Here is a 26,176-nt window from a genome sequence, read left to right on the forward strand (position 1 = left end):
CGGGCCTTTAATTAATATACTAGGAATTTTAGTAATTGAAATCTTTTCTATTATCTTTAATTTCCGCATTTTCTTTTAATGCTGGTAATACTCTGCTTGCATCTGAAGCACTTTGTGCTTTTAATTTAGCAACATTATCAGCATAGCTTTTTAAGGCTGGAGCTTTAACTGTGCTAATGTTCTTAACTACATACACACCTGTCACACCTTCGATTGGAGCTGAAATTTTATTAGCAGCTAATGCAAATGCATTTCCAACAACTTTTGGTTCCTGACCAACACCACCTGGTAAAACAGGATTTTCTAAAGTAACATCAGTAGCTTTTTGAACTGTAGAACCTACAGCTTTTGCAATAGTTTCTAATGAATTTCCAGTCATTTTAGCTTTTAACAATTCAGCTTTTTTCTTGTTTTTTAAGATTGTCTCCACATACGGTCTTACTTGCTCTACAGGAAGTAATCCTGAATTATCGATTGACTTAACTTTCGCAATTACATGACCTACGTTTGCTATTTCAAATCTTTTAGTAGCTCCTTCTTTAATGTCTTTCTCAAAAGCCCATCTTACGATAGTTCTTTGTGGCCCAAGAGGTCCGAAATTTTCATCCATTGCTTTTACAGAAACAGCTGGTGCTACAGTAAGTCCAAGTTCTTTAGCTGTTTTATTAAAGTCTTTATCAGCAACTTCCATTTCAAATTTTGTTGCTTGCTCAAATACTTTATCAGAAGTAGCTTCAGAAGCTTCAATTTTTTGAGCTACAGTTGCTAAACGAACACCGTCTTGTTTATCAGTAATTTTAATAATGTGATATCCATATGCCGTTTCAACCAAACCAATTTTTCCAATTCCATTATTGAATACAAAATCATTAAATGGTTTCACCATTTGGTTAGGTCCAAAATATCCTAAATCACCGCCTTGTTGAGCCGAAGAATCATCTGAAGATGTAAAAGCCAACATCATAAAACTATCTGGCTTTGCAGTAACTTCAGCCAAAATAGCTTCTGCTTTTGCTTTAGCTTCTTCTTTAGTTCTTTTCTCTTTTTTATTAGGAACTTGAGTTCCTTCCCAGCTGATAAGGATATGGCTCGCTTTTGCATTTACACCCGCTTTCTTTCCTAATGATTTAGAAATACAGTAGTATTTACCAAAAACATATGGTCCATAAACTTCACCTGGAGCTAAGTTGTATAATTTATCTGCATCAACAGCTGGTAAATCTTTTTTAGCTACATATGAAGAATCATAAGGTACATCTGAATTTGAATTTACAAATTCAATAACGTTTTTTGTGTTTTTGAATCCAGCCAAAGTATCATTCTTTTTAGTTGCTGGATTGTAAACAACACTTCCAGACAACAAAGAAGTAAGTTTAGACTTCACTTCATTAATATCGGCAGGAGAAGCTTTATCTTCAATCAACACATATTCAATATTACGTGTTTCTTCTGACTTGAATTTTTTTGGACTTGCTTTCATGTAATCCAAAATATCTGAATCACTAACTTTTACTTCACTATCTTTAATAGTAGAGAATAAACCAGCAACATAATCAAAATTAACTTTGTTAGATGCTACCTCATAATTGAATTTACCTTCACTTTCAGTAGTATAAAGACCTGCTTTAATTAAGCTATTATAAATTTGAAATTTCGCATTCAATTCTGCATCCTTTTCTCTTTCTTTCAAATATTGCGCTTGTTCAGGATTTGATTTAAAAAATTCTTTGAATTTTGCCACATCAAACATCCCAGCAGCATTTAAAAACATTGGGTTTTTTCCAATATTTGGATCAGCAGTAAGAATATCCAAAATATGTTTCTCACCTACTCTTAGTCCTAATTTATCAAATTCAGCAGAAAGTAAAGCAATGGTCACTTCTTGTTCCCATACTCTTCTTGACGCTTCTGTTGCAGAAATCCCCTGTCCACTTTTCTCTACATTGCTTACTTTAACTCTAAAGTCTTCAAATGCGATATCTTTCCCATTGATGCTACCAACATCCTTTGAACTTTTACCAAAATTTCCTTTCGTAAAAAGGTCTTGTATGATAAATGAAAATAATGCTAGAGCAATAACTCCAATCATTATAACGGAATGTTGTCTAATTTTTGATAAAACTGCCATTGTATATTATTGTTTATTTTAAAATTTTGTTTGCGAAAATACAATTATCTAATTAATAATTATAGAACTAGTGTTTTTTTTTTGTTTTTTTTTAAATTAAAAAAGCAAACTTAGTTTTTGATAGTCATTTTAACCAATTCAATCTTCTTATTTGTCGCTTCTTCTATGACAAAATGATAATTTTCTATCGTAATTTCATCTCCTTTTTGAGGAATTTCCTTAGTAAAATCAACTATGAATCCACCAAGAGTTCCATAAGAATCGCTTTCTGGAATTTCAAATTTATAGGTCTGATTTAGATACTCCACATCCAAACGAGCAGAAAATAAAAACGTATTATCACCCATATCTCTCTCGATTAATTCTTCATCCAAATCATGTTCATCCTCAATTTCACCAAAAAGTTCTTCAACAATATCCTCAATAGTTAGGATGCCTGATGTACCTCCATACTCATCTAATACTACCGCAACACTTTTTCTTTTTTTCGTCAATAAATCCATCGCATCTTTTACGTAAATGGTTTCTGGAATAAACTCTACCGGAATGACGATTTCTTTAATGTTGGAAGGCTTTTTGAACAAATCAAAAGAATGTACATATCCAATAATATCATCTAATGAATTTTGGTAAATTACCATTTTAGAATAACCGGTTTCTATAAATAAGGCTTTTAAATCTTCGACAGAATCCAGTACATCAATTGCTGCAATCTCTGTTCTTGGCGTCATAACATCTCTTGCTTTGATTCCGGAAAAATCTAAAGCATTTCGAAAAATTTGTATTTCCGAGTCTACCTCTTCCTGGTCATCAACCGAATTCATTTGCTCACTAATATAATTGCCTAATTCATTTTTACTAAAATAAAGCTGAACCTGATCTCCTTCAGTTTTAAAAAATTTCTTTAAAACAAAATCAGAAATCCAAATCAAAAAAGTTGAAATAAAATAGAATAATTTATAAAAGATATAAGCCGGTATGGCAAAAAACTTGATGAGCGAATTGGCATAAATCTGAAAAAAAACTTTGGGCAGAAATTCGGCTGTTATTAAAACGATTAAAGTCGAAATTACAGTTTGAATTAAAAGGCTTGTAAAATTTGAAAAATGCAAATCTAAAAGCAGCAGCCATCTCATCAGCAATTCGCCCATAAAAAACCCATAAACCACCAATGCTATATTGTTACCTATAAGCATGGCAGCAATAAATTTTGAAGGCTTTTCAGTTAGTTTGGTGAGAATTTTAGAAACAAAACTATCTTGTTTTTTCTCTAACTCAAGGTAAATTTTATTTGAAGATATGAAAGCGATCTCCATTCCTGAAAAAAAAGCACATAGTATTAAGCACAATATTATGATACCTATTTCCATTTTTTATTAAGATTGTTTATTTCTATCGTCAAATTTTTTAGCAAATTTTCTTCTGAAGAAAAACATAAAAATAGCAAGTCCTGCGATAACAAAACTTAAAATCGGATTCTGATTGGTACTCCATTGCGTATAGCCTTCGTATAAAAAATAAAGTCCAAAAGCTAAATATAAATATGAGGTGTATTTTAAAAAATTCATTGGGATTTGTTTTTAATTATTCTGAGGACTCAATTTCCCCTTGAATGCGCTGCGAATTAATGGTTTTAAAGTCTTTACTAAAATCAATTCCCTGACCTGTTGAAGTATTGGCGGCATCGGTTAGCTTAAACTTTTTCTCTGTATAAAACCATTGGTTTTTTTGATCAAAAAACAATTGTTCTGTTTCCAATACCTGTCCATCTTCGGAAGTGATTTTCACTTTACCCTGCAAATCTATAATATTAGTTTGTTTGTATGAAATGGCATAATTTGACCTAATAAAAGTTCTTTTTCCTTTATTATCATAAATTGTCACATCAACTCCTTTGGGAAATTCTGTAAAGGCAAAAGTGACATTTGCATAATCTAGCATTTTTGGACTTATCAGGATAGATTTTATCTTACCTGAGTCTGTATATTTTAAATTGACATTATCAGCATCGCCACTTGGAACAAACTCTGAGTAATTATTTTTATGAACTTCTTTAAAATTACTTTCGCATCCAAAAAGCACACTTATTACGACAGAAAGTGACAAAAAAAAAGAAATATCTTTATTAAAAAAATTCATAGTTAATATTAAATGATATAGAAATTAAAATTATTTGACTTAAAATTAGTCAATTTTTCTATGACCAAACCATTTATCGTTAAGAGAAAAACTTACTGCAAGAGAAAAATAATTTTCCTGAACCAATCCATTGGAGGTTGTCCCTCTTATTCCATACTCTAAACCTACATTGACATTAGAAATACTGCCAATAATAGGCATTCCAAATCCAAGAGTCAGGGCTTTTTCATCAATTTCTTCAGAATTTATAATAGTTCCTGTTTTGGTATATTTTAAACCTCCTCTATAAACCACTTTCTGGAAATATTTTGAAAACACATTATAATTAGGAACATAAAAACCTCCCAAACTGTAGCTCGAAAGTTTACCATAACTAACATTATCTACAGTATTGAAATCACTATTTAAGTCTCCAGCACTTTGAAACGTCATTTGTGTTCCTAACAACCATTTTCTGGTTTTACCCACACCAAAACCTACAGATACTTTATCAGGAACTGACAAATGTGTTATAGTCTTTTTTTCATCTAAAGCATCAACAACTTTAACATCAAAATTTTCACTATAACTTACTGTTGAAACAGTTTTAGTATTTGTTGTCGATAATTTGCTTTGAGGAGTATAAGTAAGACTGCTATAGAAGTTGGTTTGCTTGTTAATTTTATGCTTATACATTACACCAAAATTAGCGGCCATACCATTTAAATCAGCTTTGTTTTTTTCTTCAGTTCCAACCACAACGCCGGTTAAATACTCTAAATTTGAATTATTAATTCTCCCAAAATTATACTGAATATCAGCACCTACTACTAAATTTGGAACGATCGTATATCCAATTGAAAAAAACGCTTTATTCAAACCACCAGTACCTTTTAAAACATTATTTGCACCATCCGGTTCTGAATTAGTTGATTGAATATTATAACCAACAGAAGTATATGGCATCAACCCAAATCCAACACCAACTTTCCCTAAAGGCAAACCAATCGCCAAATAATCAAGAGTTGTTCTTTGTGCATTTCCTGTATCAGAATCACTTTTAAGTTTGGTAGACGTGTAGTTCCCGCCAATGGTAAAGGTTGTCAGTTTTAATGCTGCGAAACTAGCAGGATTCAAAATATTTATATGAAGACTGTCTTGCTCAATGTTAAGTCCTCCCATGGAACGGTTTTCGAGATTTCCTTTAAATTTAGATTCCCCTAATCCAAAAAAAGAATAAGGCGAAGCTGATCCACTTTGAGCATTAGATATTAGTGAAAAAAAGAAACATGCAATAACAATAATTTTCTTAATCATTTTCTATTTTATATTGAAAAATTTGATTCAAACTTTCTAAAAGAAAATTTGAATTGGCAAATATGGTATTTTTTAATCGTTTAGCCAAAAAAACTGTATCGCCACCAGTTAAAATTATGATAAAATTTGGATAAGCCTTTCTATATTCTTCTATGAAACCCTCTATTTCATAAACCATTCCATTAACTACACCAGAATGCAATGACTCTGTAGTTGATTTCCCAATAAAATATTCCGGTTCCTCCAAATCAAGCAAAGGAAGTTTTGCTGTAAAATTATGCAAAGCTGCATATCGTAATTTTAAACCCGGCGAAATTGCGCCTCCAAGATAAGCATTAGATGCATCGATAAAATCATAAGTTATACAAGTACCAGCATCGATAACAAGTCGGTTCTGCTCTGGAAATTGAAGTGTAGCTCCTGCTGCAAGAACCATTCTGTCGACACCTAAAGTCCGTGGGGTTTTATATTTATTTACAAATGGGAACGCATCATCATGCGAAACAAAATGAACATTAATATGATTTTCAAAGTCTAAAAATGATTGTTTCTCTATATCTGATACCGAAGAAACGACCAAATGTGTTGTTTTTTTATATTTTTTTAAAATATTTTGAATATTTATTTTCAACTCATTTTTCAAAAAAACAAAACTCTCCAGCATTGTACTTCCCTCAAAAACAGCAGCTTTTATTCTAGTATTTCCAACATCAACGGCTAAAATCATAATTTATATTTAACAATGCGAAGATACAAATTCATTTTTTTTAAAATTTGTTTTGTATAAATTAAAAATGATTCTATATTTGCACCCGCATTAGCACGGTACCTTAGCTCAGATGGTAGAGCAATGGACTGAAAATCCATGTGTCCCTGGTTCGATCCCTGGAGGTACCACAAGAGGCTGTCTTTTTAGACAGCCTCTTTTATTTTAACTTTGTTTTTAAAATAAAAAACAAATAAAAAATAGACGATTTTAAAACTTTTAAGTTGTTTTTAATGTTGAGTCGTTTTTTTATTAAAACCAATACATTAAAAATCACTAACTCCCCCTAAAAAGCTTAAAAAAATTATTAATTTTTGATCTTAACACAATCATAAAACTTATTTAAAAACATAAGTTTATTTTTCTTAAATTAATACCCAGTAAACTTATCTATCAGCGATGATTTAAATTATAATGCTGAATATCAAAGTTTAAAGGTTTATTTTTCAAAAACTGGTACAATTCTTGTTAGTTAAAATTTTATACAAATAGTAAATCAAATAATGAAATCCCGCAATTCATTAACTTCTTTCTATTCTGATCTTCCAATTTTAAAATCTACACCTGCTGTAGTTCTTCTAATTGCACTATTGTATATACTTCTTTCTAAAATCAGTTCTTTACTTTCCATAAATTACATAGCTATTAGCCCAATATTTCCAGCTGCAGGACTAGCATTAGCTTCTGTATTAATTTTAGGAAATAGAGCATTATTAGGGATTTTTTTAGGGGCATTTATAGCTAATATTTTCAACAACATAAATATTCTAAATCAAGAACACCTAAATTTACCAAAGCTGGTACTAATCTCATTCTTTATTGCCATTGGTTACGTAATTAGTTCAATTATTAGTAAATATATTGTAGATCGTGCCTGCAATGGAAGACATCCGCTCCATAGCGGTAAAAATGTTTTTGCATTGCTTATTTTTGGTTCCTTTTCTTTTTCAACAATTGTTGCTTTAATAGGTACAAGCGCTATTACACTTGGAGGATTTAACAGTTCTAATTTTTGGTATACTTTTAAAACCTGGTGGCTTGGAGATGCTATTGGAATTATTTTGATTACTCCATTTATATTATCATGGTACTCAAAAAATAATATTAAAAACCCAATTAAACCATTAGAATTAATATTTTTTGTACTAGTTACTATATTTCTCTGTACAATTATATTTTTTAAATATTATGATTTAAAATATATTATAATTCCATTGTTGTTTTGGTCAGCGTATCGTTTTGGAATGCGAATCTCAACACTTGCTATCATTCTTATTTCGTCATTTGCAATCATAGCTACTGCAATGGGAATTGGTCCATTTGAATCAGATAGTATAAATAATTCTATTTTGTTATTAGATTTATTTTTGAGCGTAATTAGTATTTGCAGTCTTTTCATGTCTTCAATTTTAGCTGAAAGAAAAAGAGCATACAATTTAAATAAAATCAGTAAAGACCGACTACAAAAAAACCAAACAATACTTGAGTCTATTTTAGAAAGCCCGAAGAATGTTAGCATTTATTCTTTAAACAAAAAATATCAGTATCTTAATTTCAATAATCTTCATAAGGTTAATATGAAAGAAATGAACAATATAGACATTGTTGTTGGTATGTCGTTGCACGAATGTTTAGTTAATAAAAAAGAATTGCATGACGCTATATCAGTTTTGGATAAAGTTTTTTTAGGAGAAAGTATTACAACTATTAAACGATTCCAATCAAATGGTAGTTATTGGGAATTAAGACTTAATCCAATTGTCAATAAAAATGAAAAAATTATTGGAGCAACAATATTTTCGACAAACATTACCGAAAAATTAAAGATTGAAAAGGCCCTAAAAAAAAGCGAAAAAAAATACCGTGATATCTTTACTAATAGTCATGATGTTATCTTTCAAATGGATCTCAATGGCAATTATATAAATGTGAGTCCTTCGGTTGAAAAATTCACGGAATATACACCTGAAGAATTAATAGGACAACATCGAAGTGTCCTTGAATTTGATGTCAACGATGAAGATTTAGTCAGTTATATGACAAATGTGAACGCTGGATTAATTAATCACGAAAGAAAAATTAGAACTAAATCAGGATTAATAAAAACGGTGTCTTTGAATGCAAAATTAATTTATGACAAAAATGGCTTACCAAACCATATAGATGCTATTGCACAAGACATCACGGAACGAAAGGAAAATGAGCAAAAAATTGCATTACAAAATCAAAAATTACAAATCCAGAATAAAGAATTAGAGCAATTTGTGTATGTGGCATCACATGATTTACATGAACCTATACTAACCTTAAAATATTTTACTGACCTCCTAAAAGACAACGCTTTTGATGAACAAAATCCAGATATAAAGCAGTATCTAAATTTTATTTACGAATCATCTGACAGAATGCAAAAGCTAGTTAAAGGGCTATTAGATTATTCAAGAATAGGTAAACAAGTAGCAATTTCAAAAGAAAATTGTAAGGAAATTGTAGATGACGCAATATTATCTTTATCTGACAGTATTTCAAAAGTAAATGCTAAAATTACTATTGGCGAACTACCCATTGTAAATGGATATTCTGTCGAATTAATCGAATTGTTCAAACATATATTAACCAATTCAATAGAATTTAGAAAAAAGGATGTTCAATTAGAAATAAATATAAGTGCAAAAGAAAGTGATCATAACTGGCAATTTGCAATAGAGGACAATGGAATTGGAATAGAGGAACATAATATAGAAAAAATATTTATAATCTTTAAACGTTTAAATAATCGAGAAGAATACTCCGGAATAGGAATAAGTCTGGCTATTTGTAAAAAAATTGTAGCCTTACATGGGGGTGAAATTTGGGCCGAATCATCATTTGGTAAAGGCACTACCATATATTTTACTATACCCAAAACCAATTAATGAAAATTAAATAGCTTTTGTTATTTAATAACAACATCAAAAGACCAACCAATGAAAAAAATAAATTCTGTTTTACTAATCGACGACGATAAGGCAACAAACTTTATAACAAAAATGATCATAAAAAAAGCTGCAATTACAGATCATATCGAAATTGTATTGAATGGCCAAGAAGCGCTAGACTATTTGAAAAATTCTGGTAAATTTGAAAAAAATGACGGCATTTTTCCACAACCTATGCTAATATTTCTTGACATCAATATGCCTGTAATGGATGGATGGGAATTTGCAGAAGTCTTTGACACATTAACCCCTGATCAAAAAGGAGATGCAAAAGTTATAATGTTAACGAGTTCTCTTAATCCAGATGATAAAGAAAGAGCATTAAAACTTCCTGCAATAACAGATTTTCAAAGCAAAATACTCACCACAGAAGCCCTACAAATCATTTTAGATCAATACTTTAAAGAGTAAAAACAAAAATTTTACAATAAATTTAAGGTAGTTGTAATTTTGAACAAATACAGAAAAATGATTTTTTTTGTTTTTTGTTATATTTTTTGCATATATTTATCAGATAATCGGAAAAAGCGAGCACTTAGTCGGTTATTTTAAGTTAATTCAAATATTGATTTGATAAAAGATAAAATATGGCCCCCGTTTTACTTAATCAATTTAGAAGTATTATTACTTCCCCGTTAATTTCTGTTTTTTGTAAAAAATATGAAGAAAACGAAATCTTATTGCGAAGATCAATTGACACGAGCATTTGTACCGTACTTATTGGTCTTGACAGCATTATTAACAACTCCGATCTATATGACAAAATTATTGATTCAATAACTTTTAGCGAATTCAACAAAACTGTAGAATATGATGCCGGAAAATTATCCTCAATTAATTACTCTTTTGAACATGAAGGGTTCATACCTTTAAATTTAATTTTTTCGATAAAAAAGGGACGTATTTCTGAAATGATTTCGAATGAAGTTGGTGTCAAAAGTGAAACCGCTAATGCTATTTTAAATTTTGCTGTAATGCTAATTTTATCTTATTTCAAAAAAGAAAACCAAACGGCAAACAAAACCCAAGATGAGCTGAATGCAGAGAAAAAAATAATCCTTAACACGGTTCCAGAGGGCATTAGAATTATTTTAGGTTATCCAAACTTTGAGTGCGAAGAAACTCATTATGATTCCAACACTTTGGTAAAAACAAATTCAAAAACCCATTTTTTAAGTAAAATTTTTAAGCTATAAATTAATCCATTTGCTCACAACAAATTGGGTTTAAATTAAATAAATTTCAAACCAATTACGCGACAATCTTTCGATTCTATTTTAAATAAAAAAATCCCTTTCAAATTAAGTTGAAATGGGATTTGAAATTTTATTTTAAAAAAAACTACATGTTTTTCAAATTGATAACTTCCTGATCAGTAAGCATTCTCCAATTTCCTCGTGGTAAATTTTTCTTGGTCAAACCAGCAAAAGCAACACGGTCAACCCTAAGAACATTATATTGAAAATGTTCAAAAATAGCACGAACTACTTTTATGTTAGATGATTTCAATTGAATTCCTATTTCATTTTTTGGCTCACCATCGATATAACTTACTTCATCTACTGAAACTCGGTGCCCATCAATTACAAGTCCTTTGTTGATTTTTTCCAAATCTTCAAACTTTAAATTTTTATCTAACGAAACCTGATAAATTTTAGGCGATTTTTGATTTGGCAATGTAAATTTTCGAATCATATCAGTGTCATTGGTAAAAACCAATAATCCTGTAGTGTTTTTATCCATTCTACCAATTGGTCCAATTTTGGCAGTAGTCGAACCTTTTACTAATTCTAAAACATTACGATATTCCTGACCTTCATCAAGAGCTGTCGTGAAATTTTTAGGTTTATTCAATAAGATGTACACTTTTTTCTCAGGAGTTAATACAACTCCATCAAAATTTACAACATCTCCAGGTTTTACCATATAACCCATTTCGGTAACAGGCACACCATTTACTTTTACATTTCCTGATTGAATATAAATATCGGCATCACGTCTGGAACAAGTACCTGAATTTGAGATGTATTTATTTAAACGAATTTCATCTTTTGCTTTAGGTCTTTTAGCCGCTTGATTTGGTTTTTTTACAACTTTATTAGCTTCAACTTCAGCTACTTTAGCATTTACTTTTGTTTTTTTTGGGCCCTGAGCCCTCTTTTGCATCGCAGGTTTTGGCTTATTAGAACTTGGTCTTGAACTTCCTGCTCTACCACCAGTTCTTTTATTATTGCCTTCCTTATTGTTCATAATATTCTATAATTTGGAACAAAGATACTATTTATATCATTGGTAAACGATTTTTGATAATTAGAAAAAGTTAACTGATTAATTTAATGACTGTTGAAGTTTTAAAATGCAATAGCGATATTTATGCATTATTAAATTGTCATTAATACTTTTTTTCCGTGCCAAAGAACGCTCGGATTGATAAGAATAATACAAAAAACTCCTGCTACAATAAGGAATTTCAAGACATTGTGAAGCATGAGATATCGCTCTTTCGTCTGCCATTTCCATAAATACAAAAGAAAAAAAATCAAAATTATAAAGCTGCAATAAAAGTAAAGATCCATGTATCCGACATCATAAATATTAATTAAAAAGTAAACAGGCATAATGGTCAGAAATGTCAAGATCGTAATTATTTTTTTTGCATTTTTTTCTCCATAAATAATTGGAATGGTCTTGTAATCATTGGCGAAATCACCTTTTAAATTTTCTAAATCTTTTATCATTTCTCTGATTAAAATTAATAGAAATAAAAAGGCCCCATGCGCAAGAATAACAACATGTTTACCGCTATTGTTTTCGATTTCATAGAAAGGGATCTTGGAATAATAATACAATAGAATTCCGAAAAAAGGAAGTACAGCTAAAAATGCTGCCATCAGGTTCCCTATAAGTGGATATCTTTTAATTTTATGAGAATAAAACCAAATCAAAAAGATATAAACCGAATAGAACAAAACAGCTCTGTAAGAAACAAAAAAACAGATGAAGGCTGAGAAAAAGTTAAGCCCAAAATAAACCTGTAGTTTCGTTTTTTGGCTCACTAATCTGTCTAATTGTGATTTATTGGGACGGTTTATCAAGTCTTTATTACTGTCATAAAAACTATTTATTATATACCCGGAAGCAATGGTACAACTGGAAGCCAATACAATAATAAAAAGACGATAATCCAGCAAAATAGACAATGCTCTCTGTTCGGGAGCTAAGATAAAAATCGCTGATAAGTATTGGGCTAAAGCTATAATAGGAATATTGTAGCCTCTCACGACAGAGAATAAACTGATAATTTTTAATACAATTAGTTTATGCTTTCTGCTTAACATGAGATTTGGCTTAAAGTTTATAGTAATTTTATTAAATATAATATCAAAACTGATAAACTACTTCCAATTTAAAATCTTTTAACGAAACTTTTGCTTTTTCCAAATCTTCTGTAAATCCTAAAATATAACCGCCGCCGCCTGAACCGCACAATTTCAAATAGTAATCATTGGAATCAAGCCCTTCTTGCCAAATACCATGAAATTGTTCTGGAATCATTGGCTTGAAATTATTCAAAACCACTTTTGATAATTTCTTGGTGTTTTCAAATAATGATTTCATATCGCCACCTAAGAAATTCTCTACACAAGCATCGGTATATTTTACAAATTGATTTTTTAACATAGTGCGGAAACCTTGATCTTTTAGGTTTTCCATAAATATATTAACCATCGGAGCCGTTTCGCCAACAATTCCAGAGTCTAATAAAAACACAGCTCTTTTACCATCAAGGCTTTGAGTTGGAATTCCGGTAGCTTCGATATTGTCTTTTGAATTGATTAAAATTGGAATGCTCAAATAGCTGTTTAAAGGATCGAGTCCTGAGCTTTTCCCATGAAAAAAACTTTCCATTTGTGAAAATATTGTTTTCAAAGTCAATAACTTTTCACGTGTTAAGTTTTCTAAAATAGTGATTTTATTATGTGCGTATTTATCATAAATAGCAGCTACCAAAGCACCGCTACTCCCTACTCCATAACCTTGTGGAATACTGGAATCAAAATACATTCCGGTTTGAACATCATTATTTAATGCTTCCAAATCAAAAGTCACTAAATCAGGCTGATCTTGTTGTAAAAACTCCAAGTAAGCAACAAATCGTTTCAGATGACCGTTCGATTCTATAGCTTCGGCTGAAGGATTAGCATCTTTTTTTAAAGCTCCATTGTAAAAATTATAAGGTATCGATAATCCTTTAGAGTCACGAATAATTCCGTATTCTCCAAAGAGTAATATTTTTGAGTAAAATAAAGGTCCTTTCATATTTTTTTTAAATTATCCCACTAGGGTTGATAATCTTATGTTTATTAAAAATCGACTACATCGCCACGATTTTCGTTTTGTATTCCTATGTTTATTTCTTCTTGTTGTTCGGGGGTTAATTCCTCCCAAACTACTTTTTCTGCCTCATCAAAAATAGCTTTGACTTTTTTCAGCAAACTACTATCTTTTGTTTCCAGAATTTTTTGAATCAGTTCTAATTTTTCAGCATTTAAATCCATAATCGTGCCAATTAAAGGATTAAATATACAAAAATAAAGTACTATAACAACAAAGCACCATTTCCAATTTCGTCGCAAAGATACTGACCATTTTGGCAAAAGCCAACTAATTCTGTTTTAATAAATTGCAATACTTTTTCTTTGTATTCATTTGGATATAAAACATGTACGTTGGCGCCAGCATCCAAAGTAAAACAAACAGGAGTTTTAGTTTCGTTTCTAAATTTCCAAATTGCATTAATAATTTGCAACGTATTCGGTTTCATCAAAATGAAATAAGGCAAAGAAGTCATCATCATCGCATGCAAAGTCAAAGCTTCACTTTCTACAATTTTGATAAATTCCTCCAAATTTCCACTTTCAAAAATGGTTATCAATTGGTCTAAATTAGTATGTGCCTGTGCAAATCTATTTTCGGCAAATGGGTGATTATGCATCAAATCATGGCCAACAGTACTCGAAACCAGTTTTTCTCCTTTATCGACTAACAAAATTGTATCTTGAAAATCTTTAAAAACCGAATGAATTTGATATGGATATTCAACTCCATATAAGTCTGAACTTCCTTTTATATTAGTTTGATTTCCCCAAACTACAACTTGACCTTTGACACTTCTGCAAGCGCTTCCAGAACCTAATCGTGCCAAAAACGAAGCTTTGCTAAAGAAGTAATCGTCAGTCATTGCTGGATTCAGTTCTTTTTCCAAACTCATGAAATTCATTGCCAAAGCTGCCATTCCTGATGCTGACGAAGCAATTCCAGAACTGTGTGGAAATGTATTTTCTGTATTTATTGTAAAATGATACTCTTTTAGAAAAGGCAAGTAGTTGTAAACTCGCTCTAAAAACTTTTGAATTTTTGGTTTAAAATCTTCTTTTGGTTTTCCTTCAAAAAGTAAATCAAAAGAAAAATTTCCATCATTTTGTTTCTTTGCAAAAGCCAAAGTGGTAATCGTTTTACAGTTATTTAAAGTAAAACTAACCGAAGGGTTCGCAGGAATCTGATTCTCTTTTTTCCCCCAATATTTCACTAATGCAATGTTACTTGGTGCGCTCCAGGAAAAACTTCCTTGGTCTATTGAATGGCTATATTGTGATGGAATAAAATCGTCAATTTCAAACATGAATAGTATTTTTTTTTTGCAAAGTTACATAGAAAGTTGCTAAGTTACTAAGTGACTGAGTTGCTAAGTTTCTCAAAACTTCGTACCCTGGTGTTTTTATGCTGAGTGACTTATTTTTCCTTGCTGTTAAATTGTAAGTTTGGAGGATCCTTAGAAAGTTTTAAGTACTTTTGGAGTCTTAAAAAAACAAATAAATGAACAAGCTTACCAAAATATTATCAATTGTTGTTACTTGTCTTGTAGTGGGCTATTTTTCTGGAATTGTAACCAAATCTGCAATCACAACTTGGTATCCAACATTAATAAAACCAAGCTTCAATCCGCCTAATTGGGTTTTTGCACCCGTTTGGAGTACGCTTTATATTATGATGGGAATCGCAGCAGGATTGGTTTGGGACAGAATTGATTTTGAAAAGGAAACCGTTAAAAAAGCACTGCAATTCTTTGCCATTCAATTGGCCTTAAATGCACTTTGGTCGTATTTGTTTTTTGGACTAAAAAACCCAATGTTGGCAGGATTAGAAATTATTATTCTTTGGTTAATGATTTATGAAACCTATATTCAATTTGCCAAAATCAATAAAATTTCAGGCTATTTATTTATTCCATATTTGCTTTGGGTTAGTTTTGCTACGGTTTTGAATGGAAGTATTTGGTGGCTGAACAGGTAGTTAGCTGCGATCATTTTTTCAGCTTTTGAAATTCGATGTTTTTGGCTGATAAAAAATCCATCATGTTTAGTACATTATTATTCTCTTTTAGTTTTTTTGACCCAGGATCGGCTTCACAAAATTGAAGGAAAAGATCAATTTCATCTGGTTTTAATTTTAAAGTCTCCAAATAAAATTTTTGATCGCAAATATTTTTAGCTAAAGTTGTAAATTCAATTTCTACAGGAGATTCTTTTTTTGGTTCTTTTTCATTTGAAAATAATTGTAAAAGCTTTTTGCCAATTGTAACAAAATTTAATCCGTTAACAAACGCTCCTCTTCTCATAGCTTGAAATCCCTCATTATTATCAAATTTTTCCGTGGCATACTCATCAAGCTTACTTTGCTCATATTTTTTGTCTTTGCTTAACTCAAGGCTTGGCATATTTGTAATTAAAACCTCTTTTAGCTCTTCTGCATTTTTTAGCATTATAACTTGAAAATTGTTCTGTTCAATTTGTCCGGGAGTTACTTTCAGCCTTTTTATATGATAATCTTTAACATAAAAAAGAAGACTATCATTCACCTTAGCCTGAATTACAAATTCACCTTTTTCATTGGTTTTAACGCTTTTTTTCGAATTTTTATTGATAACATCTACATTATACAGCAAAAAATTTTCAGACGAAACCACTCCTTTAAGAAGTTTTTCGGTCTGTGAAAAACTGAATTGACAAACAAAGAAAAATAATGCACTAAGTAGTTTTATTTTCATAAGTAAGAATTTATTGAAAGTAAATATATTCCAACTGTCGCCAAAAAAAACTTAGAATTGATGTAATTTTTTGTTAATTAATCTTAAGCCAAAATTAGATTTTACTTGCAAATCTCTCAAGATCACCATTGTTTACCAGTACAGAACCATGACCAAAACATATTACTTTTGGTTGTAATGAAACTAATTTTTTTATCGAATTTTTATTTTGTTCTTGGTCGGCTGTGAATAAGTTTGGAGGTTGGCGTAGTCCAACTATAGTGGTTAATAGATTCATGTTTGTAAGGGTGTCACCGGCAATCAAAATTCCGTCCTTTTCTCTAAAAAATGAAAGATGCCCGCTAGAATGTCCCGGGGTTTCAATAACAACAAAGCCACCAATTCTATCGCCTTCTTTGAGAGTTTCTGTTACCTTGAAGCCGTCACCTGCCCAGAATTTTTGCTGGAATTTAGAAATGAAGTGATTGGGATTTGGGTATTCAATAGTAACAGTACCATTTTCTGCATTTTCTTTTTCTAATTCACTACACAATAATGGAATTTTTAGTGCATTGCAGATAATGCTGCTACTCCCCTGATGATCTGCATGTGCGTGAGTGAGCACGTGTTTACTTAAGTTTCTGTCTTTTACTGCATTCAAAATTCGAGTGGCAGAACTTCTTATGCCAGCATCAATGAGTACATCTTCGATCAAATAACAATTAATGCTGTTTCTAGGCATCAATGGAATTTGATAAACATCTTCAGCTATTTTTTTCATCTTTGTTGATTAAATTAATATTCACAAAGATTAAAAATCAGCAAGCCAATCTTCTTGATAAATGTTAAGAAATGCTCTGGCGAATTCGGCTTAACGATTCGGGAGTAATCCCCAAATAGGAAGCGATATAAATTAATGGCGTTCGCTGAATGATTTTAGGATGTGTTGCCTGTAAAAAAGTAAGGTATTTTTCCTTGGCAGGAATCATTTGAAGTTTTAACAATCGATCTGCCATACAGAGATAATTTTGTTCTGCTAATATTCTTCCAACCCGTTCCCAATTAGGAATTTCGGCATATAGCTTTTGCATTTTTGCATAACTTATGGAGAGTACTTCGCATTCTTCAATGCATTGTATGTTTTCAAAAGAATGTGTTTGATTTATAAAACTGGAATAAGAGGCAATAAATCCGTTATCAGAACTTAAATATGTGGTGACTTCTTTTCCGTTTTTCAAATAATAAACTCTGGCTAGGCCATTAATTATAAAGTAAATTTCATTGCTGGTTTTTCCAATTGTAGCCAGATATTCTTTAGGTTTGAATTTTGCATATTCAAAAGAAGAGACAATCTTTTCAATTTCATTTTCAGTAAAAGCTGCAATCGACAGAATCTGTTTTTTTAGTGGAATAGAATGCACGTTTTAATTTTTATATTTAATTCAATAAAACCACCAAATCATAACACTTGAACGGCTAGATTTTTTTTACTCATTATTATAAGCATCGTTTTTATTTTCAAGATACTGAATCGCTTCATCTAAAAGTTTCCAAATTTTCCTTATAGTTCTGATAACGACAAAACCGATTACCACAAACAATAATATGCTGAAAACTTGGTAAGATAGACTTATTAATTCAAAATTGTTTCCTGTTGAAATTGTCTGTTCCATAATTTTACTTTTTTAAAAGTTAAAAGTACTATTTTTCTTTTAAAAAAAACATATTAGACTAAAAAACAACTACATAGCATTCGCTACAATAAACCCACTAGTCCAAGCATTTTGAAAATTAAAACCTCCAGTAATAGCATCAATATTTACGATTTCGCCAGCGAAATACAAGTTCTGGTGCAATTTACTTTCCATCGTTTTGAAATTGATTTCTTTTAAATCGATTCCTCCGGCAGTTACAAATTCTTCCTTGAAAGTGCTTTTGCCATTTACCTGAAAAGTACAGTTTGTCAATTGGTTTATCAAATTTTGCATTTGAACTTTGGACAAATCAGCCCATTTAGTTTCCTCAGAAATATTAGAAGCTAAAACCAAACTTTCCCAAAGACGATTGGTCAAACCAAAAAGTGATTTTTTGGAAACTGCTTTTTTGGCGTGTTCTTGTTTGGTGTTTTTTAAAATTTTCTCCGCATCTTCGGAATCAAGATCGTGGAGCCAATTCACATAAATGGTAAACTGATAATTTTTATCGTGTAAAATCCGTGCTCCCCAAGCCGATAATTTCAAGATTGCCGGACCGCTCATTCCCCAATGCGTGATTAATAAAGGCCCTGTAGATGTCAACTTCGTATCTTTGACTTTTACAGTAACTTGAGCCGAAACACCCGGCAATTCTTTGATTCTCGTGTCTTTTATATTGAACGTAAATAATGACGGAACCGGACTTACAATGGCATGACCTTGCTGTTGAAGCATTTCCCAAATTTTCGGATTACTGCCTGTGGCAAGAACTAACTTCTCAGCAATGTAATTTTCATTTTGCGTTTCCACTTTCCAAAAATTGTCTTTTTTGAAAATGGATTGTACACTTTGTCCTGTAAGTACTTTAATTCCGAGTTTTTGTGTAGCTTTTACAAAACAATCAATGATGGTTTGGGAAGAATTTGAAACTGGAAACATACGTCCGTCTTCTTCAATTTTGAGTTCTACTCCATGTTTTTCAAACCATTCGATAGTGTCACCCGAACAAAACTGATGGAAAGGACCACGTAATTCCTTTTCGCCTCGAGGATAAAATTTCACTAATTCGTTCGGCTCAAAACAGGCATGCGTCACATTACAGCGCCCTCCTCCGGAAACACGAACTTTGCTCAAAACTTCAGCACCTCTTTCAAGAATGGCTACTTTTATTTTTGGGTTTTTCTCCACGATATTAATAGCTGTAAAAAAACCGGCAGCGCCACCGCCAACAACGAGTATGTCAAAATTTTGAATCATGATTTTAAAAAGGAATTGAATGCAAAGGTAAGGGTTTCAGCCACGAATTGCACCAATAAACACAAATTAGAACTTGGTCTAATTGCACGAATTATAAAAGCTAATGTTAACGATTTAATTTAATTACGACAGCTATGTATAACTTTCATTACACACAGTTTGTCATTCCGTAGGAATCTCAAGCAATCCTAAAGATTCCTAACGGAATGACAAACTGTGTGGTCAATTATTGGAATCTCTGAGCCGAATTATATTCTATCCAAAAAATCGGTTATAATTCCATCAACGTTAAAAGATTTTATTCTTTGAATGTCTTCTGTTTCATTTACAGTCCAAGGGAAAACTAGGATTTCTTTCTGTTGAATTTTATCTGTAAATTCTTTGGTCAATAATTGAAAATCGGGATGCAGGGCTTCGGCTTTCATGAATCGGGCAAAAGAAAAAGCAAGATCCAAATTGGTTTCAGTCAAAACCCCAATTCGGATATTTTCATTTAAAAAACGGACTTGCTGTAGACTATTCCAATCAAAACTGGACACTAAAAAATGGTCCAGCTTCCATTTTTTTTCTGAAACATAGCGTTCAATTACGTCAACAACCTGTTCGGCAATACCTTCTCCTTTGATTTCTATATTGACAAAACACCTTTGATTGACCAAATCCAAAACCTCAATCAATGTTGGTATTTCGTGTTTGGCATCAATCTGAAAAGATTTTATTTCTTCCAATGTCATTTGGTTTACCGCTCCTTTACCATTTGTGGTTCGGTCAACGGTTTCGTCGTGGATTACAATCAAATGTCCGTCTGAGCTTAGGTGTACGTCCAATTCAATTCCGTCTGCGCCCAGTGCAATGGCTTTTTCAAATGAGACCAAAGTGTTTTCGGGTTCGTGTCCTTTGGCTCCGCGGTGACCTATTTTCAGTGTTTTTTCCATGTCACTAAAATAAAAAAACGCCTCCATTTCTAAAGGCGTTTCGATATAATTTATTTTTTATTCTCAATTCGAAGCATTACTTAAAAAATCAATTGTCGAATATTTTTCTAAACTTTAATACTCCTGCTCTTTGCGCCTCTGCGTCTTTGCGTGAAATTGGTCTCGCAAAGACGCAGAGGCGCAAAGTATATTTTTTTTTTAAAAATCTTGGTATGAGTTACTGATAGTTCTAGTTTATTTATTGAGTTCCAATAAAACAATATCAAACTCACTTTCAATAGTTACTTTTCCATTCAAAACAGTTGTTGTTTTCCCTGAATAAGCGTCTTTTATTTTTGCTCCATTCTTGAAGGACGAACCCACAGGAATTTCTTTTTTGCCTTTTGCCAAATCCAAGCCGATTACAACTGTATCTGAATATTTCCCTTTAGTAAAAGTTCTGGAACAAACATAAGGTGTTGACGAAATTTCGGTATTCACACCCGCTCCGACTGCCGGATGATTTTTTCTGAATTGACCTAATTTTTGCCAATGCAAAAGGACTTTTTGAGTTTCGGCATTTGTTTTAATTGCATCCCAATTCATAAATGAGCGTAAGATTGCATCGCCTTGAGCTCCTTCAACGACAAGAGATCTAGCCGATTCATCGCCGTAATACACTTGAGCAATTCCTGGGCTTAACAACAATTTTGTTCCGCTTTCGATGCTTTTGGTACGATTCGCGTCAAACGGTCCGCCATCGTCATGTGAGGAAATATAATTCAGAACACTATTGCCTTTTAATTGATTGTTTAGCAAATCCGAATATTTTGCAAACAAATCTGAGTAGCTTTTCTTAGCATCACTTTTGAATTCAAAATTAATCATGGCATTAAAACCATTGTCGTAATAATTCACTTTTTTATCTCCAAAATCAAATAATTTTCCACCACTAATATTGTAGTTGAAAACTTCGGCAATGGTGTAAAATGGATTATTATCTAACACTTGCGTTGGATTATTTTTCTTCCAATTGGCGAAAGCATAATCACACTGAGTTTTAAAATCTGCCCAAACACTTTCGTCAGTATGCTTTACGGTATCGGCTCTGTAGCCGTCAATTCCAAATTCGGTAATATAATCTGTCAGCCATTTTATGATGTAGTATTTTGGAGTTCTAGGATAGCCTGTTCTTTTGAAAAAAGCATTCAGAGAAGCTACTTCTTTATCATATCTGCCTTCTTTTTTCCATTTTTCAACTAAAAACGGAGGCAAAGCAACTTCAACTTTGCTTTCGGTTTTTACATCTGGTAAATTGGCAACCAATGTACAAGCAGTGGTGTTATCAAAATTTTTGAATTGACAAGTTGGTCCTGTACGAACCCAATCTTCGGGCCAAACAGTATCGATTTGCGTGACAGGTCCAGTGTGGTTAATAACACCATCAAGCATGACACGGATTCCTTTGGCGTGGGCTTTTTTAACCAATTCGGCTAAGTCTTTTTTGGTTCCAAAATTAGGATCTAAAGCCGTCCAATCTCTTGTCCAATAGCCGTGAAATCCATAACTGTAACCAGTTCCTTCATCGGTGCCATCATGAATTTGTTCGACAACAGGTGTAAACCAAATGACGTTGATTCCTAATTTTGTAAAATAACCTTCATCTATTTTTTGGATAATTCCTTTAAGATCACCGCCTTCAAAACCTCTCAATTTTGCGGGTGCTTTTGTTCTATTGTAATTTAAATCATTTGTTTTATCGCCATTATTAAAACGATCGGTCATCAAAAAATATAAATTAGCACCTTCCCAAACAAAAGGAGTTTTTTCAGTTTTTGGTTTTATATTGGAATTCTTTTTTGGTTGAGCGCTTACCAAAGTAGTTACTACTAATAAAAGAACCATTGACAATACTATGTTTTTCTTTTTCATATTTTACAATTGTATTTTGATTTCGTTAGTTAGATCTTTTTTTAATACTACAGGTAATTCAAGAATATTTCCATTCAATTGACCATCAACAGTAACACCATTAACCGTAATTTTGGCTGGTTTATTTGGAATGTTATGAACCAAAACCTTAACATTTTTATCAGTACTTACAAATGATTTTCCAACGGTAGTATTCATTTTTAAAGTAATGACCTTGTCTTTTGAACTATTCGAAAAGTTCAGAATCTCGTAAGCTCCTTTTTCAAAATCATTTGGTGTTATTCCGTCATCGTTGTATAATTTTCCTGAACTTGAAGTTGCTTTTTCATCATAATAAAAATGCAAATCAAAATCAGACAGTGAATATTTTGTCGTGTTTTGAATTGTTTTTATCATCGGAATAAAAGCTCCTCCACGTACAAAAACAGGAATATTATCAGCAGAAACAGCAATGTTTTCTGTCGCTCCAGCTTCATGTTTAGCTCCTGTATAAAAGTCATACCAATTATTGGTTTTTGGAAAATAAATAGTAGTGTTGGTAACGCCTGCTTTTGTAATTGGTGTTACTAAAAAATCATTTCCCCACAAATAAGAGTCACACGATTTTAGTAACTTTTCATTCGTAGGTTCTTCAAAAAACAACGGACGCATTAATGGCAATCCTTTGTTATTGTTTTCAAAAGCCAATGTATAATTGTAAGGTAACAATTGATATCGCAACTCTATTTGTTTTTTGACTTTGGCTTTGGTTAAAATATCTTTATTTACTGGTTCCGAAGCCACTTCTTCCTGTGCATGAGGACGATAAATGGGTTGAAAAACACCATATTGCAACCAACGAACATATAATTCATTATCAAAATAATCTCCTGCAAAACCTCCTAAATCTGAGTGCATATATCCCATTCCCTGCATTCCCATTTGCAATGCAATTTCGGGTTGTGCTTGTAAACCTTCCCAGGAACGGCCAACATCACCAGACCACGGAATCATTCCATAATGTTGTGAACCTGAATATCCGGCACGCATTAAAATAAACGGACGCACATTTGGAAAATCATTTTTATAACCTTCTTTAAGTAGTTTTGCCCAATTATGTCCATAAATATTGTGCACTTCATCAGCTGTTCCCTGTGCTGTCATTGCTGCTGACGGGAATACTTCTGGTTCGCCCAAATCACCCCACCAACCACCAACTCCCTGGTTGATTAAGTTTTTATAAATATCCCAAAACCATTTTTTGCCTTCTGGTTTAAAGACGTCGACAAGTCCTGTGTTTCCAAAGAAGAAATCATATTTAAACGGATTTCCCTGATTATCTGTTGCTAAAACCTTTTTGTCAACGGCATCATTCCATTTGCTGGAAGTGGTCAAAATAAACGGCTCGGTAATTAATATTGTTTTGACTCCTTTATTATTCAAATCAGAAATCATTTTGGTTGGATTTGGAAAATTATCTTTGTCCCAATCTAAATTTCCCATTGTTCCTGTAACCGTTTTTCCAAACCAATATAAATCCAGAATTATCGCATCAACTGGAATTTCATCTTTCAGATATTTGTCGATAGTTTTGGTAACTTCTTCTTGAGTGTGGTAACCAAATCGGCTTGAAAAATTACCCAAAGCCCAACGAGGAATAAGCGGTTGTCTTCCTGTTAATGCAGTATAATTGGATGTCAAATCAGTCCAAGTATCGCCAGCGACAACTTGATACGTTTTTCTTCCAGAAATGGTTTCGTAGGCTAATGTATTATCTTTTTTACTGTCTAAATCTAACCAGCCGATGGCTCCGTTATCAAAATGCACAGCATAAATTTTAGAAGACATCACAAGCGGAATGGAGAAATTCATTTTTTTGGAATGCGTTCCGTATCCATAATCGGCTTGGTTGTACAGTTCCAAACGGTTTCCGCGACGATTCATGCCTAATACGCGAGCTCCGGCGCCATAAAGCGCTTCAGTTGCATCCAGGTTAAATTCTAATGTTTCTTTTGGAAGTTCTTTTGTATTTGTTTGTCTTTGTACATATCCTTTTTTCTCAGAAATCAACAGATTGTTTTTATACAAATATGAAATTTGAAAAGGTGCTTTTTGAATAGAAACAGTAATTCCTGTGGTTGAACAAACTAATGTATTTTCAGATTGTTTAACCTTGAAAGTTACATTTTCGGGAGCCAAAACTACTCCATGTGAATTTGGATTGTTCTTTTCTCCTGCTGGCACAAAAGTCGTTTCGACTATTTTATCAGAATAGGGTTTTATAAAATAGGTTCCATCCGAAGTTTTTATTTCTAAGGTGTTTTTGACTAATTTATAATTTTCAAATTTTCTGTTTGCATTTTGGGCAAAAGAAAAGCTTGAAATTAAAAGGAATAGAAATATTTTTTTCATAATTGTAAAATTTATTTATCTGCAATAAAGTCCTTATTATTCCCAGACTTTGCATCCCGAGTAACGAGGACGTTTTTTCAACATTCCAATAATTTCGCAAACTTGTCATTCCGTAGGAATCTCCGCAATGGGAGCAACCAACGTGAGATTCCTACGGAACGACAATATTATGCGTAGATGTTACGTGAATATTGACATCAGCTAGGTTGCTTGAACGTCATTTTATATTGCTATTTTTTACTTCAATTCTAAAATCAATGCCGATTTTCCTTCGATAGTAATATCATTTTTCAAATCGATTGATTTTCCGGTGAGGACGTCTTTTCCTATTTTATAATTTAAAATACTTTCTTGGAAACGTTTAGTTGAAAAAGTTTGCGGTTCTTTATTGTTATTGATAACCACCATAACAGAACTAGAATCGGTATATCTGAAATACACATACACATTGTTCATAGGAACGTAATGCTTCATTTTTCCAAAATGTACGGTCTCGTTTGTTTTTCTCCAATTGAATAATTGAGCCGAGAAATCAAAAAACTGTTTTTGTTCTGCTGTTCTTCCTTCTTTTGTAAAAGCATTATTTGTGTCACCAGCCCAACCTCCTGGGAAATCCTGACGAATGGCAGCATCCCCGTCTTTATCTTTGCTTCCAGCCATTCCAATTTCGGAACCATAATAAATTTGAGGAATTCCGCGAACGGTAGCCAGCAAGGTCATTGCCATTTTATATTTCGACAAATCTTTTTGATAAATTTCGTTGAAACGGTTTGTATCATGATTTTCGGCAAAAATCATAATGCTGTTGATGTTTGGATATAAAAAGTCGTTGGTGAAGTTCTCATAAATATTCACCATCCCTTCATTCCACTTGCCATTATCTTCATTAAAAACTTTGGCTAATGCATCGTTTAAAGTAAAATCCATAACCGAAGGCAAATATGAATTGTAGTTTTGAATAGCTCCAATTTTACTGTCCTTTTGCCAAAAAGCCATTTGAGCCTGATCGTGCATCCAAACTTCGCCTACAATGTTAAAATTTGGATATTCGTCCGTTATTGCTTTGGTCCATTCGGCAATTCCTTTCTTGTCGCAATAAGAATAAGTATCGACGCGGAAACCGTCCAAATTGGCATATTCTATCCACCAAATAGCGTTTTGTTTCAAATAAGTATTCACTAAAGGATTGGACTGATTCAAGTCGGGCATTGATTTTACAAACCATCCATCCATGCACATTTTGGCATCAATTTGAGAGGCATTTGGGTCGAATTGAGTCGTCATTCGGTAATTGGTTTGCGCATAACCTGGAAACTGGTGAATCCAATCGTATGTAGGCAAATCTTTTATCATCCAGTGCTCGGCTCCCCAATGGTTGGTTACATAATCCATGATGAGTTTCATATCGCGTTTATGCAATTCTGCCGAAAGCTGTACGTATTCTTCATTTGTACCAAAGCGTGGGTCAATTTTGTAAACATCGGATTGTCCATAAGTGTGATACGAATACGCTTTGTCATTGTCTTCGCAAAGTGGTGTTGGCCAAAGCGCTGTCGCACCTAATTCTTTGATGTAATCCAAATGCTGAATCATA

General features: G+C 32.4%; 24 protein-coding genes and 1 tRNA gene. 5 read left to right on the top strand and 20 right to left on the bottom strand.

The window, feature by feature from the left end; genetic code table 11:
• Window positions 1-28: 28 nt before the first annotated feature.
• The 6 genes from VLC96_RS15205 to VLC96_RS15230 form a co-directional block, all read right to left on the bottom strand.
• Entirely contained in the window at window positions 29-2,128 is a 2,100-nt protein-coding gene (locus VLC96_RS15205) for a peptidylprolyl isomerase (RefSeq protein ID WP_325264257.1), read from the bottom strand.
• A 110-nt stretch (window positions 2,129-2,238) separates the two neighbouring features.
• Window positions 2,239-3,498 carry a hemolysin family protein gene (locus VLC96_RS15210; protein WP_325264258.1) on the bottom strand — a complete coding sequence of 420 codons (1,260 nt, stop codon included), beginning with the start codon at window positions 3,496-3,498 and terminating at the stop codon, window positions 2,239-2,241.
• A gap of 6 nt (window positions 3,499-3,504) precedes the next feature.
• Window positions 3,505-3,696: a hypothetical protein gene (locus VLC96_RS15215; protein WP_325264259.1), complete on the bottom strand. Its 192-nt coding sequence runs from the start codon at window positions 3,694-3,696 to the stop codon at window positions 3,505-3,507.
• Between the two features lie 16 nt (window positions 3,697-3,712).
• Entirely contained in the window at window positions 3,713-4,267 is a 555-nt protein-coding gene (lptC, locus tag VLC96_RS15220) for an LPS export ABC transporter periplasmic protein LptC (RefSeq protein WP_325264261.1), read from the bottom strand.
• Between the two features lie 45 nt (window positions 4,268-4,312).
• Entirely contained in the window at window positions 4,313-5,563 is a 1,251-nt protein-coding gene (gene bamG / locus VLC96_RS15225; RefSeq protein ID WP_325264263.1) for a BamG family beta-barrel-assembly machinery protein, read from the bottom strand.
• Window positions 5,556-6,290 (bottom strand): type III pantothenate kinase, encoded by a 735-nt coding sequence (locus tag VLC96_RS15230; protein ID WP_325264265.1) that lies wholly within the window; start codon window positions 6,288-6,290, stop codon window positions 5,556-5,558. Before VLC96_RS15230 ends, bamG begins: the two co-directional genes overlap by 8 nt.
• A 97-nt stretch (window positions 6,291-6,387) precedes the next feature.
• Between VLC96_RS15230 and VLC96_RS15235 the strand changes: the two genes are divergently transcribed.
• The 4 genes from VLC96_RS15235 (at window position 6,388) to VLC96_RS15250 (ending at window position 10,503) form a co-directional block, all read left to right on the top strand.
• Window positions 6,388-6,460 (top strand) — tRNA-Phe (locus VLC96_RS15235).
• A 372-nt stretch (window positions 6,461-6,832) separates the two neighbouring features.
• Window positions 6,833-9,244, top strand: coding sequence for an MASE1 domain-containing protein (locus VLC96_RS15240; RefSeq protein WP_325264267.1), 2,412 nt, complete (start codon window positions 6,833-6,835; stop codon window positions 9,242-9,244).
• Window positions 9,245-9,295: 51 nt separating this feature from the next.
• Complete coding sequence (locus tag VLC96_RS15245; RefSeq protein WP_325264269.1) at window positions 9,296-9,718, top strand: response regulator; 423 nt, start codon at window positions 9,296-9,298, stop codon at window positions 9,716-9,718.
• A 176-nt stretch (window positions 9,719-9,894) separates the two neighbouring features.
• Window positions 9,895-10,503 carry a hypothetical protein gene (locus VLC96_RS15250; protein ID WP_325264270.1) on the top strand — a complete coding sequence of 203 codons (609 nt, stop codon included), beginning with the start codon at window positions 9,895-9,897 and terminating at the stop codon, window positions 10,501-10,503.
• Window positions 10,504-10,648: 145 nt separating this feature from the next.
• On the opposite strand, the gene VLC96_RS15255 is transcribed toward VLC96_RS15250, so the two are convergent.
• From VLC96_RS15255 to VLC96_RS15275, 5 genes are all read right to left on the bottom strand, one after another.
• Window positions 10,649-11,557 carry a pseudouridine synthase gene (locus VLC96_RS15255; RefSeq protein ID WP_325264271.1) on the bottom strand — a complete coding sequence of 303 codons (909 nt, stop codon included), beginning with the start codon at window positions 11,555-11,557 and terminating at the stop codon, window positions 10,649-10,651.
• Window positions 11,558-11,688: 131 nt separating this feature from the next.
• Entirely contained in the window at window positions 11,689-12,645 is a 957-nt protein-coding gene (locus tag VLC96_RS15260; protein ID WP_325264273.1) for a geranylgeranylglycerol-phosphate geranylgeranyltransferase, read from the bottom strand.
• A 43-nt stretch (window positions 12,646-12,688) separates the two neighbouring features.
• On the bottom strand, window positions 12,689-13,627 hold the full coding sequence (locus VLC96_RS15265) for a mevalonate kinase family protein (protein ID WP_325264275.1): 939 nt from the start codon (window positions 13,625-13,627) through the stop codon (window positions 12,689-12,691).
• A gap of 44 nt (window positions 13,628-13,671) precedes the next feature.
• Complete coding sequence (locus VLC96_RS15270; RefSeq protein WP_325264277.1) at window positions 13,672-13,866, bottom strand: hypothetical protein; 195 nt, start codon at window positions 13,864-13,866, stop codon at window positions 13,672-13,674.
• A 41-nt stretch (window positions 13,867-13,907) separates the two neighbouring features.
• Window positions 13,908-14,990, bottom strand: coding sequence for a diphosphomevalonate decarboxylase (locus tag VLC96_RS15275; RefSeq protein WP_325264279.1), 1,083 nt, complete (start codon window positions 14,988-14,990; stop codon window positions 13,908-13,910).
• 194 nt (window positions 14,991-15,184) lie between these two features.
• Between VLC96_RS15275 and VLC96_RS15280 the strand changes: the two genes are divergently transcribed.
• Entirely contained in the window at window positions 15,185-15,661 is a 477-nt protein-coding gene (locus VLC96_RS15280) for a TspO/MBR family protein (protein WP_325264281.1), read from the top strand.
• A 10-nt stretch (window positions 15,662-15,671) separates the two neighbouring features.
• Here VLC96_RS15280 and VLC96_RS15285 read toward each other — a convergent pair whose 3' ends face one another.
• The 9 genes from VLC96_RS15285 to VLC96_RS15325 form a co-directional block, all read right to left on the bottom strand.
• Entirely contained in the window at window positions 15,672-16,415 is a 744-nt protein-coding gene (locus tag VLC96_RS15285) for a BamP family beta-assembly machinery protein (protein WP_325264283.1), read from the bottom strand.
• Window positions 16,416-16,509: 94 nt separating this feature from the next.
• Window positions 16,510-17,175, bottom strand: a complete 666-nt coding sequence (locus VLC96_RS15290) for an MBL fold metallo-hydrolase (protein WP_325264285.1) — start codon at window positions 17,173-17,175, stop codon at window positions 16,510-16,512.
• Window positions 17,176-17,239: 64 nt separating this feature from the next.
• Window positions 17,240-17,815: a Crp/Fnr family transcriptional regulator gene (locus VLC96_RS15295; protein WP_325264287.1), complete on the bottom strand. Its 576-nt coding sequence runs from the start codon at window positions 17,813-17,815 to the stop codon at window positions 17,240-17,242.
• Between the two features lie 66 nt (window positions 17,816-17,881).
• Window positions 17,882-18,067 (bottom strand): hypothetical protein, encoded by a 186-nt coding sequence (locus tag VLC96_RS15300; RefSeq protein ID WP_325264289.1) that lies wholly within the window; start codon window positions 18,065-18,067, stop codon window positions 17,882-17,884.
• Window positions 18,068-18,136: 69 nt separating this feature from the next.
• A complete protein-coding gene (locus VLC96_RS15305; RefSeq protein WP_325264291.1) occupies window positions 18,137-19,345 on the bottom strand; it encodes a BaiN/RdsA family NAD(P)/FAD-dependent oxidoreductase in 1,209 nt (402 codons plus the stop codon).
• A gap of 248 nt (window positions 19,346-19,593) precedes the next feature.
• Complete coding sequence (locus VLC96_RS15310) at window positions 19,594-20,280, bottom strand: glycerophosphodiester phosphodiesterase (RefSeq protein ID WP_325264293.1); 687 nt, start codon at window positions 20,278-20,280, stop codon at window positions 19,594-19,596.
• A 234-nt stretch (window positions 20,281-20,514) separates the two neighbouring features.
• Window positions 20,515-22,191 carry an alpha-amylase family glycosyl hydrolase gene (locus VLC96_RS15315; RefSeq protein WP_325264295.1) on the bottom strand — a complete coding sequence of 559 codons (1,677 nt, stop codon included), beginning with the start codon at window positions 22,189-22,191 and terminating at the stop codon, window positions 20,515-20,517.
• A 3-nt stretch (window positions 22,192-22,194) separates the two neighbouring features.
• On the bottom strand, window positions 22,195-24,582 hold the full coding sequence (locus VLC96_RS15320) for a glycoside hydrolase family 31 protein (protein WP_325264297.1): 2,388 nt from the start codon (window positions 24,580-24,582) through the stop codon (window positions 22,195-22,197).
• A gap of 237 nt (window positions 24,583-24,819) precedes the next feature.
• On the bottom strand, window positions 24,820-26,176 hold a 1,357-nt coding region (locus tag VLC96_RS15325; protein WP_325264299.1), incomplete at its 5' end, for an alpha-amylase family glycosyl hydrolase.

The organism is Flavobacterium sp. (assembly GCF_035456085.1).
Taxonomy (GTDB): Bacteria; Bacteroidota; Bacteroidia; order Flavobacteriales; family Flavobacteriaceae; genus Flavobacterium.

Coding starts and splice junctions, on each gene's coding strand:
- VLC96_RS15205 (WP_325264257.1), bottom strand. CDS start 2,128: ATGGCAGTTTTATCAAAAATTAGACAACATTCCGTTATAATGATTGGA.
- VLC96_RS15210 (WP_325264258.1), bottom strand. CDS start 3,498: ATGGAAATAGGTATCATAATATTGTGCTTAATACTATGTGCTTTTTTT.
- VLC96_RS15215 (WP_325264259.1), bottom strand. CDS start 3,696: ATGAATTTTTTAAAATACACCTCATATTTATATTTAGCTTTTGGACTT.
- lptC (WP_325264261.1), bottom strand. CDS start 4,267: ATGAATTTTTTTAATAAAGATATTTCTTTTTTTTTGTCACTTTCTGTC.
- bamG (WP_325264263.1), bottom strand. CDS start 5,563: ATGATTAAGAAAATTATTGTTATTGCATGTTTCTTTTTTTCACTAATA.
- VLC96_RS15230 (WP_325264265.1), bottom strand. CDS start 6,290: ATGATTTTAGCCGTTGATGTTGGAAATACTAGAATAAAAGCTGCTGTT.
- VLC96_RS15240 (WP_325264267.1), top strand. CDS start 6,833: ATGAAATCCCGCAATTCATTAACTTCTTTCTATTCTGATCTTCCAATT.
- VLC96_RS15245 (WP_325264269.1), top strand. CDS start 9,296: ATGAAAAAAATAAATTCTGTTTTACTAATCGACGACGATAAGGCAACA.
- VLC96_RS15250 (WP_325264270.1), top strand. CDS start 9,895: ATGGCCCCCGTTTTACTTAATCAATTTAGAAGTATTATTACTTCCCCG.
- VLC96_RS15255 (WP_325264271.1), bottom strand. CDS start 11,557: ATGAACAATAAGGAAGGCAATAATAAAAGAACTGGTGGTAGAGCAGGA.
- VLC96_RS15260 (WP_325264273.1), bottom strand. CDS start 12,645: ATGTTAAGCAGAAAGCATAAACTAATTGTATTAAAAATTATCAGTTTA.
- VLC96_RS15265 (WP_325264275.1), bottom strand. CDS start 13,627: ATGAAAGGACCTTTATTTTACTCAAAAATATTACTCTTTGGAGAATAC.
- VLC96_RS15270 (WP_325264277.1), bottom strand. CDS start 13,866: ATGGATTTAAATGCTGAAAAATTAGAACTGATTCAAAAAATTCTGGAA.
- VLC96_RS15275 (WP_325264279.1), bottom strand. CDS start 14,990: ATGTTTGAAATTGACGATTTTATTCCATCACAATATAGCCATTCAATA.
- VLC96_RS15280 (WP_325264281.1), top strand. CDS start 15,185: ATGAACAAGCTTACCAAAATATTATCAATTGTTGTTACTTGTCTTGTA.
- VLC96_RS15285 (WP_325264283.1), bottom strand. CDS start 16,415: ATGAAAATAAAACTACTTAGTGCATTATTTTTCTTTGTTTGTCAATTC.
- VLC96_RS15290 (WP_325264285.1), bottom strand. CDS start 17,175: ATGAAAAAAATAGCTGAAGATGTTTATCAAATTCCATTGATGCCTAGA.
- VLC96_RS15300 (WP_325264289.1), bottom strand. CDS start 18,067: ATGGAACAGACAATTTCAACAGGAAACAATTTTGAATTAATAAGTCTA.
- VLC96_RS15305 (WP_325264291.1), bottom strand. CDS start 19,345: ATGATTCAAAATTTTGACATACTCGTTGTTGGCGGTGGCGCTGCCGGT.
- VLC96_RS15310 (WP_325264293.1), bottom strand. CDS start 20,280: ATGGAAAAAACACTGAAAATAGGTCACCGCGGAGCCAAAGGACACGAA.
- VLC96_RS15315 (WP_325264295.1), bottom strand. CDS start 22,191: ATGAAAAAGAAAAACATAGTATTGTCAATGGTTCTTTTATTAGTAGTA.
- VLC96_RS15320 (WP_325264297.1), bottom strand. CDS start 24,582: ATGAAAAAAATATTTCTATTCCTTTTAATTTCAAGCTTTTCTTTTGCC.